This window comes from Marinicella marina, from assembly GCF_030065545.1.
GTDB classification, from domain to species: Bacteria; Pseudomonadota; Gammaproteobacteria; order Xanthomonadales; family Marinicellaceae; genus Marinicella; species Marinicella marina.
The window spans coordinates 267,515-282,190 of sequence record NZ_JASJNC010000007.1 but is presented as its reverse complement, the minus strand read 5'-3'; the positions used below and the strand labels follow the sequence as shown (position 1 = coordinate 282,190).

At 43.1% G+C, this 14,676-nt stretch carries 12 protein-coding genes; 10 read left to right on the top strand and 2 right to left on the bottom strand.

The window, feature by feature from the left end:
• The first annotated feature begins 29 nt into the window (after nucleotides 1-29).
• From QNI24_RS12070 to gspN, 5 genes are read left to right on the top strand one after another with little or no spacing between them, the layout of a single operon-like run.
• Nucleotides 30-950 carry a WD40/YVTN/BNR-like repeat-containing protein gene (locus QNI24_RS12070; RefSeq protein WP_267177260.1) on the top strand — a complete coding sequence of 307 codons (921 nt, stop codon included), beginning with the start codon at nucleotides 30-32 and terminating at the stop codon, nucleotides 948-950.
• A gap of 11 nt (nucleotides 951-961) precedes the next feature.
• A complete protein-coding gene (locus QNI24_RS12065; protein WP_267177261.1) occupies nucleotides 962-3,343 on the top strand; it encodes an efflux RND transporter permease subunit in 2,382 nt (793 codons plus the stop codon).
• 42 nt (nucleotides 3,344-3,385) lie between these two features.
• Complete coding sequence (gspL, locus tag QNI24_RS12060) at nucleotides 3,386-4,561, top strand: type II secretion system protein GspL (RefSeq protein WP_267177262.1); 1,176 nt, start codon at nucleotides 3,386-3,388, stop codon at nucleotides 4,559-4,561.
• On the top strand, nucleotides 4,558-5,049 hold the full coding sequence (locus QNI24_RS12055; protein WP_267177263.1) for a type II secretion system protein M: 492 nt from the start codon (nucleotides 4,558-4,560) through the stop codon (nucleotides 5,047-5,049). Before gspL ends, QNI24_RS12055 begins: the two co-directional genes overlap by 4 nt.
• Nucleotides 5,049-5,810: a type II secretion system protein N gene (gene gspN / locus QNI24_RS12050; protein ID WP_267177314.1), complete on the top strand. Its 762-nt coding sequence runs from the start codon at nucleotides 5,049-5,051 to the stop codon at nucleotides 5,808-5,810. Before QNI24_RS12055 ends, gspN begins: the two co-directional genes overlap by 1 nt.
• Nucleotide 5,811: 1 nt before the next feature.
• Here gspN and lgt read toward each other — a convergent pair whose 3' ends face one another.
• A complete protein-coding gene (gene lgt, locus QNI24_RS12045; protein ID WP_267177264.1) occupies nucleotides 5,812-6,675 on the bottom strand; it encodes a prolipoprotein diacylglyceryl transferase in 864 nt (287 codons plus the stop codon).
• A 213-nt stretch (nucleotides 6,676-6,888) separates the two neighbouring features.
• Here lgt and QNI24_RS12040 point away from each other — a divergent pair, with 213 nt between their 5' ends.
• The 5 genes from QNI24_RS12040 to QNI24_RS12020 all read left to right on the top strand — a co-directional run bounded on the left by QNI24_RS12040 (nucleotide 6,889) and on the right by QNI24_RS12020 (nucleotide 12,507).
• Nucleotides 6,889-8,934, top strand: coding sequence for a sodium-translocating pyrophosphatase (locus tag QNI24_RS12040; protein WP_267177265.1), 2,046 nt, complete (start codon nucleotides 6,889-6,891; stop codon nucleotides 8,932-8,934).
• 101 nt (nucleotides 8,935-9,035) lie between these two features.
• Complete coding sequence (locus tag QNI24_RS12035; RefSeq protein ID WP_267177266.1) at nucleotides 9,036-10,181, top strand: EAL domain-containing protein; 1,146 nt, start codon at nucleotides 9,036-9,038, stop codon at nucleotides 10,179-10,181.
• Nucleotides 10,182-10,499: 318 nt separating this feature from the next.
• A complete protein-coding gene (locus tag QNI24_RS12030; protein ID WP_267177267.1) occupies nucleotides 10,500-11,015 on the top strand; it encodes a glycine zipper 2TM domain-containing protein in 516 nt (171 codons plus the stop codon).
• Between the two features lie 297 nt (nucleotides 11,016-11,312).
• The gene (ppk2, locus tag QNI24_RS12025) at nucleotides 11,313-12,245 is read left to right on the top strand and encodes a polyphosphate kinase 2 (RefSeq protein WP_267177268.1); all 933 of its coding nucleotides are present in this window, start codon (nucleotides 11,313-11,315) and stop codon (nucleotides 12,243-12,245) included.
• The gene (locus QNI24_RS12020) at nucleotides 12,235-12,507 is read left to right on the top strand and encodes a hypothetical protein (protein WP_267177269.1); all 273 of its coding nucleotides are present in this window, start codon (nucleotides 12,235-12,237) and stop codon (nucleotides 12,505-12,507) included. The genes ppk2 and QNI24_RS12020 overlap by 11 nt, the downstream gene beginning before the upstream one ends.
• 89 nt (nucleotides 12,508-12,596) lie before the next feature.
• Here QNI24_RS12020 and tkt read toward each other — a convergent pair whose 3' ends face one another.
• Nucleotides 12,597-14,591, bottom strand: coding sequence for a transketolase (gene tkt / locus QNI24_RS12015; protein WP_267177270.1), 1,995 nt, complete (start codon nucleotides 14,589-14,591; stop codon nucleotides 12,597-12,599).
• Nucleotides 14,592-14,676: the final 85 nt, after the last annotated feature.

The window sequence follows — 14,676 nt, the reverse complement described above, 5'->3', positions numbered from 1 at the left end:
TTTTTTTTGGGTGGACTATGATGAATTTAATGATAAAAGTTTTTATGTGCAGTGCTTTGCTGGTATTGGCGGCGCACTCACATGCTCAGCAACCTGCTGAGGTCATGCCATTGGCGGATGAGTCGCTGATGTTGTCAGTGGCTAAAGTTGGCAATGAGTTGATAATGGTAGGAGAAAGAGGACACATTCTCAAAAGCAATGATGGTGGCCAATACTGGCGCCAGATTGAGAATGTACCTGTAAACATTACTTTGACTAAGGTGGTGGTTCAAAACAGAAATGTTTGGGCTGTTGGCCATGATGCCGCGATCATTCACAGCAGTGATGCTGGTGAAACATGGGAGTTGCAATTTTACGATGCTGACAGAGAAGTACCTTTGTTGTCAGCTCATTTTGTGGATGAAAACACCGGTTTTGTGATTGGTGCTTATGGCACCATTTTGAGTACAACCGATGGCGGACAGAATTGGAATGATGACCTCATCAGTGAGGAGTTAGATTACCACCTGAATGATATCACGCTGGGGGAAGATGGCAATTATTACATTGCGGCCGAGGCAGGTTACTTTTTTCGCAGTTTAGATGCGGGTGAAACTTGGGAAGACGTTGAGTTGCCGTATATGGGTTCCATGTTCGGAGTTGAAACGTTGGGTGATGAAATTATTTTGTTTGGTCTGCGTGGCAATGTATTGAGTTCCATGGACCAAGGTCTTACTTGGGAAGAAATCAGTGCCTCAGAACCCAATAATTTATTTGGTGCCACAGCATTGGATGATGACAAGTTGTTATTGGTAGGCGCCAACGGTGCACGATTGGTTTACCAAAACCAATCGCTTGAACAGTTCAAAGGTGGCGACTCAGGAGATGATTACGCCGACGCTCTCATCAGTGGAAGCAAGGTCTTGCTGATTGGTGAAACAGGTTACAAATTTCAAGCATTAGCACAATAAGGGGCATACTCATGACTGATAACAATTCTAAAAGTAAATTTGCAGCAGTATGTGAATCCATTCTGTTCAGCAGTAAAAAGGTCATCCTGTTCTTGTTGTTTATAATAACAATAGTAATGGCTTATTTTGCCAGCCAATTAAAAGTTGATGCTGGCTTTGAAAAACAATTACCACTTGACCATGAATACATGAAGACTTTCATGGAACATGAGAAATTCAGGGGTGCAAACCGCATCCTGGTCTCAATCATGGATGAAAGTGGTAACATGTTCAATCAACAATTCTTCGACAAGTTAGAGCAAATGACTGATGCCGTGGTGTTTATACCAGGGGTCAATCGAGCCAGTGTAAAATCCATATTCACACCCAATGTTCGATTTGTTGAGGTGGTGGAAGATGGTTTCGCCGGTGGTAACGTCATCCCTGCCGATTTCTCACCTTCGCCGAAGATGTTTGAAACGGTTCGAGGCAATATCGTAAAAGCAGGTGTGTTAGGGCGTTTGGTGGCTGAAGATTTTAATGGCGCCATGGTGTGGGCCGACCTGCAAGAACGCAACCCACAAACCGGTGAAAAAGTTGATTACCAAGAGATTGCTAGGCAACTTGAGGAAATCAGAACTAAATTTGAAGGTGAGGGACAAACAGTACACATCATTGGCTTCGCTAAAATTGTCGGCGACATTGCTGAGGGCGCTAAATCAGTACTTTATTTCTTTGCTTTGGCGATTTTCATAACCGCTGTCTTACTGTATTGGTATTCTAAAAACTGGAAGCTCACACTTTATCCGATTCTTTGTTCCCTGGTTGCTGTGGTTTGGCAAATGGGTACATTAAAACTGATGGGTATGGGGATAGACCCGATGAACATACTGACTCCCTTCTTGGTGTTTGCCATTGGGGTCAGTCATGGCGTGCAAATGATCTCTGGGTGGACAGATAAAATGGTGCACCAACCAGTTAACAGCAGAAATCCGGACTCTGCAGCCAGGGCTGCATTCTGTGCACTCTTAGCCCCAGGTGCGATTGCCTTGCTTTCAGACACCATCGGTTTTGCGACCATTTATTTCATCAACATTGAGATCATTCAAGAATTGGCCATCACAGCAACGATTGGTGTTGCATTGATTATCGTGACTAATTTGATTTTGTTGCCATTGCTGCTATCAGGCGTCAAGATGAAAAATTATGATCAATTTTGTGCCAAATTTGCCAACAAAGATCAATCCAAAGGTGTTTGGGTTGGAATTGCTGGTTTCGCCAAAAATCCATTGGCGTCAGTCGCAGTGGTGCTAACCATTGGTTTGTTCGTGTTTGGTTACATGAAAAGTCAAGAAATGCAGATTGGAGACTCTCAAGCTGGGGTGCCTGAATTACGCCCTGAGGCCAGATACAATCAAGACGCCATGAAAATCAGCAGTGAGTTTGCTTTGGGTGTCGACATGATAAATGTGATTGCTGAAACGACACCAAACGCATGTACCGAAAGCTTCAAAGCGATGCAAAACATCGATCGTTTTGCTTGGCACATGTCAAACGTTGAAGGTGTGCAGAAAGTGATCACATTGTCGCAATTTGCCAAAATCATCACCGCAGGATGGAACGAAGGTAACATTAAATGGCGTGAGTTATCTCGCAACAATTACGTCATGAGACAGTCGCTTTCTGGCATAGAAACAGACACGGGCTTATTGAACCAAGACTGTAGTGTTATGCCCATAACGATATTCACCGAAGACCACAAGGCCACCACCATCAACAAGGTGGTTGCAGCGGTTAAGGCTTATCAAGCTGATGCGCCTTTTGCCACTGATGAAAACGGCGAACTGCTCGAAGGTGAAGTTAAGTTCAGACTGGCTACTGGTAATGCTGGAGTCATGGCTTCAACCAATGATGTGGTTAAAGGTGCTCAAATGCCTATGCTCATCATGGTTTATGGCGCAATTATCTTGTTGTGTTTAATCACCTTTAAATCAATCACAGGCACCATTGCAATTGTGCTGCCTTTGGCTTTGGTTTCGGTTTTGGCCTATGCGCTGATGGCGTTCTTAGGGATTGGCTTGAAAGTGAATACCTTGCCTGTTGTGGCACTGGGTGTCGGTATTGGTGTTGATTACGGTATTTACATCTTCAGTCGACTGCAAGGGTTATTGAAACAAGGATTCAGCTTGTATGAGGCCTACCGTGAAACTCTAAAACTGACAGGTAAAGCAGTGTTGTTCACCGCTTTGACTCTCGGCATTGGTGTAGGCACTTGGATTTTCAGTGATTTACAATTCCAAGCTGATATGGGCATATTATTGGCCTTCATGTTCATTTTGAATATGGTGGGTGCATTGTTCTTGTTGCCTGCATTGGCCTATTGGTTGATGCCAAAATATCGAAAGGGAGCCTGATAAAACGAGTTATAATGCAGAGGATTTAATCCAGTAAAAATTATGACTCAGCAAATGATATTGCGCATCAATGACGGTGGTAAGCCTCTATGCTTGTACCGTTATGGTGCGCAATCAAAGGTATGTGATACCTTACCAATCAATGATTGGTCTGATGAACAACTCCGTGTTGATGCGCTGACTGTTTTACTGCCTGCCAGTTGGGTTTATCTGACCCAGACGCACATCGCTTCCAAGAGCAAAGAACTGCTGAATAAATCAATTCCATTCGCTATCGAGGAAGAGCTCAGTAATGAGGTGGATGATAATTATTATGCATTTCGGATGTTATCTGAAAACCAACAATCAGTGGCGGCGATTGAAAAAGGTCTTTTGAATCAATTGCATCAGCAAATTAAACAGCATGAACTTCAGGTTACAGCAATATACAGTGAAGCCAATTGGTTGCCTCGTGCAACAGATAAAATGTATTTGTGGCAGGAGGATGAAAGTTCCTTAATCAGGTTTGGTGACGATTCAGCCATGCGCATTGCCAATACGCAAGTAGCCAAGATGGTGGCTGTATTTGCAGCCAACCTAAAAGTACTGGTAACCCAAGAGGGTACTGATTTTGAAGGTTTGAAAATCACTGTAGATCACAGTTTAACTGCAGCCATGTGTTGTGCAGCCATGAATCATGCAGACCCCATCAATTTATATATTGATGCGATAAAAAATGAACAACAAAATCAACAGCAACAATCGCTCAAGCCAATTACTTATTTGGCCGTATTGTTGTTATGCAGTTGGGTTTTTATTCAAGGATTTCAATGGTTCAAATTAAATCAATCCATAGCAGAACTGAAAAATCAACAAAAGAACTTATTCATTAATAATTTTCCAGATGCAGCACAAGCAGAATTGGTTGATCCTTTTGCAGCACTGCAATCCAGGTTGAAACTCAGGGGCGACAGCAACAACCAACAAAGCAATGTGCTGCTGGAGGCGTTGCAAGGTATTGGGGCTGTATTGCAGCAGCAACCTTTGATTCAAATCAACGGTCTAAGAATGGTTGATAACAAAATTGAACTACAAATCAATGCACCATCTATGAGTGCCATCAATGCATATCACCAAGCATTACAACTTCAAGCCATCACATTTGATGTGCAAATAGGGGTCAATGAATTGACGGATGACAACAGTTTCAGATCAATATTGACCGTGGTGCCCAGATGATCAAGCAAATAAAAAATTGGTTTGCCACTTTGAGCAGCAGTGAACAACGTTTATTGGGTGTGGGAAGCGTTTTGATATCACTGGCGCTGATATGGGTTATTGTTTATTTGCCTGTGAATCAGCACATTGAACAACAGGTTGATATCAACGCTCGTTTACAATCAAAACTCAGCCAGATGCAAGAGATGACTGGTGATATGGGTGCCACTGAGCTGGTTTCGGTACAAGAAATTCCAATCAACATGACTTTTTCTTCTTGGCTGGATCAACAATTACAGCAAGCGGGATTACAACAGATGGTGAATCGCACCGAACCCATTGATGAGGACAGGATTTCAATTTGGCTCCAAGGTGTGTCTTTTAATCAAGTGGTTGATTGGCTGGAGCTGATAGCCAAAACATATGCAGTTCAAGTCGATCAAATCGATATCAATGTGGTTGACTCCAGCTTGGGGTTGACAGAAATCAGAATGAGGTTAGTTAAGTGATGTTGAGTAGTGGCGACCGTTTAGGGAAACTGTTTAAGTTTGTATTCATAATAATCATCATTGCAGTGCTGGCTTTGGCTGTGGCACCATTGAATTTATATTATGATCACGTCAAACAACAGCTCAAACCGGTTGCCCTCAGTGGTATATCTGGCAGTGCTGTCAAAGGCGCTGCTGATTCTTTGACTTTTCGCTCTGCACCTTTGGGACGAGCTGAATGGTTGTTGTATCCAAATTCCTTGAATGGCATTGGTGGTAAAGTCAGGGTATCGGAATCAAACTATGACATGACTTTTGAGTTGAAAAAAGTCACTGCAGAAAGTCAATCCTTTAAAAAAGTCACAGGCTTTATCAATTGGGCTTTGATTAAACCATTTTTGCAAATTCAATTTGGTCAACTGGATGGGTATGCACAAGTGAATATGAATCAAGTCGAGTTCAACTCAAACGGTGGCTTAGATCGAATCGAGGGCGAAGTCACATTGCGTGATTTTATGCTCACTCAACCAAGGCAATTGGATTTGGGCACAGTAACATTGACACTATCAACCCAAAAACCCGGCATCATAGTCGGCAATTTTACCAGTCAGTCTCAGGCCATGAACGTTTCAGGTGCCTTGTATATCCAACCACGTCGTTGGCAGCTGAAATTAGATATCATACCCAAAGCCGGTTTTTATGAATTGGATGCGGTGCTCAACTCAGTTGGTGATGCCAGGCGTGGCGGCGGTCGGGTATTGAATTTAGCAGGCTTCTACTGATTTATTTTTTCATCGGTCGCTTGCTGAGTAAAATCAACAATCCTGCCAATAACAACGGTAAAGTCAGCAAATGTCCCATGGTCATCCAGTCAAAGGCAATAAAACCGCGGTTAGCATCTGGTTCTCGGAAAAATTCGACCACAAATCTGGCGATGCCATAACTCAATAAAAATACAGCAGATACAGTGCCTTGGCGTTTGGCCCGATTGGCAACCAACCACACAACAAAAAATGTAATTAAACCCTCGCCTATGGCTTCGTAAAGCGCTGATGGATGTCGAGCAAAAGCATTCAATTGGCCTTCTTGGTACATTTGTTGCCATGCTGTGGTGCTCATGTTACTTGGGTGCAAATGAATCGGTAGCGAATCTGGGAATATCATGGCCCAGGGTTTGTCAGTTAAACGCCCCCATAATTCACCGTTGATAAAATTTCCCAGGCGCACAGAGAGGATACCAGTGGGTATCAGCGGTGCAATGAAATCACTGACCTGAAAAAATGTTTTGTTTGTTTTGTTTTTAAAATAAAGCATGGCCAACAACACACCTGCCAGACCGCCGTGGAAAGACATGCCGCCTTCCCATATCCTGAACGGCAAAGAATAATCATCGAGGATTGAGGTGTCGTTATAAAACAGCAACCACCCCAAACGACCTCCGATGATGACGCCAAGCGCGCCATAAAACAAAAAGTCAGAAAGTTGATCGTTATTCCACGAACTTGGATGATGTTTTAAACGGTATTTTCCCAACAGGAAATAAAACCCAAAGCCAATTAAATAAGTCACCCCATACCAATGGATATCTAGAGGCCCTAACGATAAAAAGATGGGATTGAAATCAATGACTGGGTAAGTTATTTCCATGTGGGCATTGTGGTGATGTATGAAATATCTATTATAAGCGATTGCCTGAAGTTGGATAGAGGAAGAAGGTAATAAATTTATATTCTTGTGATCTTCCAGTAAGCCAATTAGCATCACATGTGCACGCACTTAACTGCTTGAATATGTTATGATTAATAGGATGTACCTTGGTACAGATAATAAGAGTTAATCAACCGAAAAAGAGGAAAATATATGAATCAAGAATTAATCCCACTGATTGTGGGCGGTCTGGGCTTGTTTATGGCATTGGTCATTTATATGCTGGTAAATAAGATGCCCGCAGGAACCGGTAAAGTCCAAGAGATTGCCAAAGAAATTCATGATGGCGCCATGGTTTTCATGCGTCGTGAATACAGTTTGTTGATGTTGTTTATTGTCGTTATTGTCATTGGCCTATATGTTGGTTTTGGTGATTGGCACACGCCGTTCGCATTCATTCTGGGGGCTTTTTGTTCAGGCATTGCAGGCTATTTTGGTATGTTTTCAGCCACCAAAGCCAACGTCAGAACCACGGTTGCGGCCAATGAAAAAGGTGCTGCCGAGGCGCTATCTGTGGCCTTTTATGGTGGTTCAATTATGGGCTTGACCGTAGCAGCTATGGGCCTATTGGGTATCGGTACTTTGTACATGCTATTCGGTGGTGATCCCCACACAGTGGAATCAATTCATGGCTTCGGTATGGGTGGTTCTGTGGTGGCCTTGTTCTCGCGTGTTGGTGGTGGCATCTTTACTAAAAGTGCTGATGTGGGTGCTGATTTAGTTGGTAAAGTAGAGGCTGGCATTCCAGAGGACGATCCAAGAAATCCTGGCGTGATAGCTGATAATGTCGGCGACAACGTGGGCGATGTAGCGGGAATGGGTTCTGACATTTTTGAATCCTATTGTGGCTCAATGATTGCTTGTATTGCGATTGCGTCGACCATGTCTGTTGGTCTTTACAGTCAGATTGCTGAGCGCCAACAAGATTTGATGTTCTTGCCGCTGGCTTTGGCATCTACTGGTTTGATTTGTTCCATCTTAGGTATTTTCTTGGTGAAGGTTTTCTCAGGAAAAAAACCTGATGTGGCTTTGCGCTTCGGAACAATGGGCGCTACCATGATATTCATCATCGCAGCATATTTTACGACTTCGACTTTGGGTGTCCAAAACAGTGTTTGGCAATGTGTTTTGTTAGGTGCTGTTGGTGGTATGCTGATTGGTCTGGTGACTGAATATTATACTGGTGGTAAACCAGTCAGGGAAATTGCCAAAGGTGGTGAAACAGGATCAGCAACCGTCATGATTGCAGGTTTGGCAGTTGGTATGGAATCTGTTGTTGTGCCAGTGATTACATTGGCAGTCATTATTTTAGGTACATCTATGATTCTACCAGAGGGTGCTGGTGTTTACGGTGTTGGTATTGCAGCAGTAGGTATGCTGGCCACAGTAGGCATTACCATGGCGATTGATGCCTATGGGCCGGTTGCTGATAATGCCGGTGGCATAGCCGAGATGGCTGAGCTTGGCCCTGAAACTCGCGCCATTACTGACGGTCTTGACGAGGTGGGGAACACCACGGCTGCGATTGGTAAAGGTTTTGCCATTGGTGCAGCGGGTTTGGCAGCATTGGCGATTATTGCAGCGTTTATACAAGTGATTTCAACTCAAGTTGAGGGCTTTGTTCTTGATATTGGTAACCCCAAAGTACTGATGGGCATGTTTTTAGGGGGGATTTTTCCATTCATCGTATCAGCCATGACCATGCGTGCCGTAGGAGATGCTGCTTTTGACATGATCAAAGAGATTCGTCGCCAATTCAAAGAGATTCCAGGTTTGATGGAAGGCACCGCTAAACCAGACAGTGCTAAATGCATCGACATCGCAACTCAGGCAGCCCTTAAACGCATGATGGCCCCAGGCGCATTGGCGGTATTGGCGCCTGTTGTTGTCGGTTTTGGCCTAGGCGCGGCTGCACTTGGCGGTATGTTGGGTGGCGCTTTGATTACCTGTGTGCTGTTGGCTTTGACCATGGCCAATGCAGGTGGTGCTTGGGACAATGCCAAGAAGTATGTTGAAAAAGGCAACTTAGGTGGCAAAGGCTCAGATGTGCATAAAGCCGTCGTTGTAGGTGACACAGTGGGTGACCCATTTAAGGATACATCTGGCCCAGCAATGAACATTTTAATCAATGTTATGGCCATTGTTAGTTTGGTTATTGCGCCTTTGTTAGCTCAAATGCCATACGGTCTATTGGGTTAAAAATTGTTAAATATCCAGTGTAAAAGCCCCGAAAGGGGCTTTTTTCTTCGCGATAAGAATACACTTGGGTTAAGATTATAGGATAAAAATGTGATGGACTGATGAGTTACGATATCAAAAAATACCAACAAGGCGAAATTGTTTTCCATGGTGGCGACAGCTCGGATTGTGCTTATATCATTGAACAAGGGCAAGTTGAAATATTTGTGGCTTCAAATCAAACCATCATTGATATTCTTAATGAAGGCGAACTTTTCGGTGAAATGGGTGTGCTGGATCAGTCACCTCGATCTACATCGGCTCGGGCCTTAACACCATTGACTCTGATTGAGGTGAAAACCCAGCAAATCACCAACCGATTGAGTGAGAGTGATCCAATTGTTAAAGCATTGGTTGGTGTCCTGTTAAAACGTTTTCGTTCGATGTTACCTAACCAAGGTATGGTCAGCAAGAACAGCCTGCTTGATCAGGTAGCATCAGTGATTGAGCAAGCAGGATTATCAAAATTCAAACTCGAAAGTGAATTACGAGGGGCCATAGTTGAGGGCGAGGTGCAAACCGTTTTTCAGCCCATCAGTAATATCAGCTCACAAAAAATAGCTGGCTTTGAAGCGCTGAGTCGTTGGACCCACCATGAGCGGGGGTTTATCTCACCGGTTGAGTTCATTGCTTTGGCGGAGGAGACCGATTTAATCATTGAGGTGGGTGATTTGGTTTTTACCCGCGCCATCGAGCTGTTAGAGCGTTTGCCTGAGCATGTTTTCATCAATATCAATGTATCTTCTAAACAATTGGATGATGATGAATTTTTAAACCGCGTTAAAGCCAAGGCCAAAGCGCATGCCATTAATCCTTCAAGGCTCAAATTAGAAATCACAGAAACCATGGTGGTTGATTTCAAATTAGCTAAAAAGTGGTTGGATAAATGCCGTGCCATAGGCTTTCCGGTTTGTGCCGATGATTTTGGTACTGGTCACTCTGGAATGGAGCAGTTGTTAGAACTTGATTTTGACGTTTTAAAAGTAGACCAAGTGTTTATTCGAAACATGTTCAAAAGCAAACGGTATGAAATTATTTTACAAAGCATAGCTCAAATGGCCCAAGCTTTAGAGACCAAACTGGTCGCTGAAGGCATTGAAAGTGACGAGGAATTCCAGATGTTAAAAAAATTAGGCTTTGATTTTGGTCAGGGCTACTTTTTTGGCAAGCCCATGTCAGAGGAAAATGCCTTAAAACTAAGCTTCTAGCTTGTTAATTATTTATTAATTAAATAAAGGGCTTCTCATTTAATTTATTTTTGCTTACAATGTTCATGTGGGTAAGAAGTCGCTACATCTTTGGGATATGGTCAAAGTCCCGGTAGCGACACTAGGTGAATTCATCTTTAGATGATGAAACCTTTGTTGGCCGGGCTATCATGCTCGGCCAACCTTTTATCGAATTATTTCATTAAAATCCACAGCTCTTCGGAAAGATAAACCCAAGCTGAATGTAAATTTGCTATTCAGATGGCATTCATATGCGCTTGAATAAGATGGATTCATCCTTTTTAACTGGAGAATGAGATGAATAAATTTTTCCTCACAGCCGTTTTAGTCAGTTTGCCTTTGTTGGCATCGGCTAGTCGTTACAACAATATCAATCACAGCAGTGTTAATTATGGCCGTGTCATTGCTGCAGAACCCATCTATCAAAACATAACTGTGCCAGAAGAGAGACAGGTGTGCGACCGCAGACGTAATTACAGTGATAACCACAACCGGCGCAATAATCAAAACACGGGTAAAGCCATCTTGGGTGGCATCATTGGTGGCGCCATTGGCAATCGTTTTGGTAAGGGCCGCGGTCGAGATGCATCGACTGCGCTGGGTGTTTTGATTGGAGCCGGAATAGGTGCCAACAGCAATAACCGACATCACCCTACTCAAAACTGTTATGTTGAGACTTTTTACCACAATGAAGAGCGATTCATGGGCTATGATGTGACTTATGAGTTCCAAGGTGATTTGTATCAAACACAAATGCAACAGCACCCAGGAGATAGAGTCAGGCTTCGTGTTAATGTTGATGTGATAGATTAGGCACTTTTAAAAATACATAAAAATGGGCACTTTTTGAGTGCCTTTTTCATTTGTTATTTGATTGAAATCAACTTTAAATCAGATAGTCATCAAATTGTCATGTTAATTAATTCTATGTTTTATTCGTTCAGGTTAAAATAGTTAACGATAACAAAATACAGCAGGAAGCTGTTTTGGTGTGAATAGTTAAACAACAGTAACTGATAAAGGCTGCAAATTAATCCCGCAGTTTTGAATTTTTTTGTTCTGTTTTTTGGCAATGACACCAAATTTCATTAAACTTTCAGTGATAAAACAATGACAACAGAACAATTACAACTCAATACAGAACAAGCAAAAAAATTAATCAGCAAACATTCAGATCACAAATACGTGATGAAGAAAAAGAATACGATTTCTGGGAAAGAACTGTTGCAATTAAGCCACGCCGCTGGCGATTATCCTTATGATCATAAAATTGAATTGATCGAGTATGAGACAGAAAAACATTTGCTACAAACAGAGCTACTGAAAGTACAAAGTTGGGTCAAAGAAACAGGCCAGCGAATTGTTTGTTTATTTGAAGGACGAGATGCAGCTGGTAAAGGTGGAACCATCAAACGTTTTATGGAACACCTCAATCCTCGTGCAGCACATGTGGTGGCATTGGAAAAACCAACAGAGCGTGAGAAAGGCCAGTGGTACTTCCAGCGCTACATCACACAATTGCCAACTCGAGGTGAAATGGTTTTCTTTGATCGCTCTTGGTATAACCGAGCTGGTGTTGAGCGGGTGATGAATTTTTGTACTGAAAATGAATACGAAGAATTCATCAGACAAGTTTTCCCGTTTGAACAAATGTTAGTCAATTCAGGTATTATCTTGTTTAAATTTTGGTTTTCCGTAACCAGACAGGAACAACTGCGTCGATTTCACAGTCGTAAGAATGATCCCCTTAAGCATTGGAAATTAAGCCCTGTTGATGTTGAGTCACTGGATAAATGGAATGATTACACCAAAGCAAAAAAAGACATGTTCTTTCACACCGATAATCCTTTGACGCCTTGGACAGTGATCAAGTCCGATGATAAAAAGCGGGCTCGAATCAACTGCATGCGCTATTTCTTAAGTAACTTAGACTATCCAAATAAGGATTTAAGTATCGTACAGAATTACGATGAAAACATAGTTGGATCGGTTGAGAAAATGTATCCCTACGCAACTTTAAAGGCATTAAGTAATGAAGGATAAGCAACTGGAGAATACTTTAGAGGCTTGTCAGAAGGTGTTAAAAGAAGTCAAACATCATGCCGATGAAATCAGGCAAATGCACCAAGAAATGCAAGTCATGGTTGAACAGAACAAACAATTAAAATCAGAAGTTACAATCATTCGACAAGAGGAAGTGCAACAAAGGATGTTGCGGCTGGCCAGCAAAGCCGCTAAAAAGGCCGCCAAGAAAAGCATAGCAAAAGCCAAAATGAAAGAACGGTTGTATCCATCAGATAAATGACAGATATTATGATGGTTTGTTGCTAACAGTTGGTTTGTTTAAACAATCAAAATTGGGGGTGATGGTTGAATTTCATCACCCCCTTTTTTTTATGACAAGGATTGAGCAGTTTCAATAACTTTTTCGACGGTGAAATCAAAGTGTTCAAATAACACATTACCTGGAGCTGATTCGCCAAAGGTGTTTTGGCTGATGACCTTGCCACCCAAGCCAACGTACTTGTACCAAAAATCACCTTGTGCGGCTTCTACTGCAATGCGTTTGGTTACAGTTGGTGGTAATACACTGTCTTTGTATGCCTGGTCTTGCTGTTCAAAAGTTTCAGCACAGGGCATAGAAACCAATCTAGCTGCAACGCCCTCACTGCTTAATTGTTTCACTGCTTTGGCTGCGATACCTACTTCAGAGCCAGTCGCAATAACAATTATTTCTGGTGTTGCCTCAGTGTTTATCAAGGTGTAACCACCTTTGTAAATGCCTTCGATTTGTGCTGCTGTTCTGGTCTGGTGGTCAACGCCTTGACGCGTGAATAATAAACAACTGGGGCCGTCGGTTTTTTCCACAGCCGCTTGCCAAGCCACCACTGATTCAACCGCATCACATGGCCGCCAAACATGCATATTTGGAATCATTCTGAGGGTAGGGGTTTGTTCGACCGGCTGGTGGGTTGGGCCGTCTTCACCCACGCCAATTGAGTCATGGGTGTAGACAAATATGTTCCTGATTTTCATCAGAGCAGCCATGCGCAAGGCATTCCTGGCATAATCAGAAAACATCAAAAATGTGGCGCTGTACGGCAGCATGCCACCATGTAAGACCATGCCATTGGTGATGGCAGTCATGGCAAATTCTCTGACACCATAGGACATATAATTGCCAGTAAAATCGCCGTCATTGATGGACTTTGAGCCAGACCAAAATGTGTTGTTGGAAGGTGTTAAATCGGCAGAGCCACCAAAAAACTCAGGAAGCAAAGGGCCCAAACCTTCCAGCGCATGTTTCGATGCTTTGCGAGTGGCCATTTGTGGGGCTGCATCAGCAGTCTCTTTGACATAAGCTGTGACAGCCTCAGTCCAACCTTCAGGTAGCTCACCTGCCATTCTACGCAGCAATTCAGCCGCTAATTTGGGGTGATTACTGGCATAGGCGTCGAATTGTTGTTGCCATTGGTCTTCAATCTCTGCTCCTTTGGTTTTGGCATCCCAAGCAGCATATATGGAATCAGGAATCTCAAATGGTGGGTGAGGCCAGTTCAATGTTTCTCTGGTAGCCAGAATTTCATCTGCCCCTAAAGGTGCGCCGTGGCAATCATGGGAACCTGCTTTATTCGGAGCGCCAGCGCCGATGACTGTTTTGGCACAAATGATTGTTGGTTGTTCGGTGTTGGCCAGCGCTGATTCAAATGCAGTTTTCATTGCTGCAGCATCGTGGCCGTCTACGGCATCAATCACTTGCCACCCATAGGCTCGGAAACGAGCAGGGGTGTCGTCAGTGAACCAACCATCAACTTCGCCATCAATGGAGATGTTGTTGTCATCATAGACTGCAATTAATTTACCCAGCTTCAAGGTGCCAGCCAGAGAGCATGCTTCATGCGAAATACCTTCCATCAAACAGCCATCACCCAAAAACACATAGGTGTTGTGGTCAATGATTGCATGGTTGTCTTGGTTGAACTGTTCTGCCAGTAATTTTTCTGACAATGCCATACCAACAGCATTGGCAATGCCTTGTCCCAGTGGACCAGTCGTGGTTTCTATGCCGGGGGTATAGCCATACTCAGGATGGCCAGGGGTTTTGGAATGTAGCTGACGAAAATTTCTGATGTCGTCCATTGATAAATCATAACCAGATAAGTGTAATGCCGCATAAGGCAGCATTGAGCCATGCCCGTTTGACATCACAAAGCGGTCGCGATTGATCCATTTTGGGTTTTGTGGGTTGTGTTTGAGGAAATCGTTATAAAGAACTTCAGCAATGTCTGCCATTCCCATTGGCGCGCCGGGATGGCCGGAGTTGGCTTGTTGAACCGCGTCCATCGCTAGGAATCGAATGGCATTAGCCAGGATTTTTCTATCTGTCATGAATAATTTACTGGTAGAGTAGGGTTGGATTATGGGTATTTTATGGATTATGTTGATAATAAACAATCATAAAATTTACTTTAGG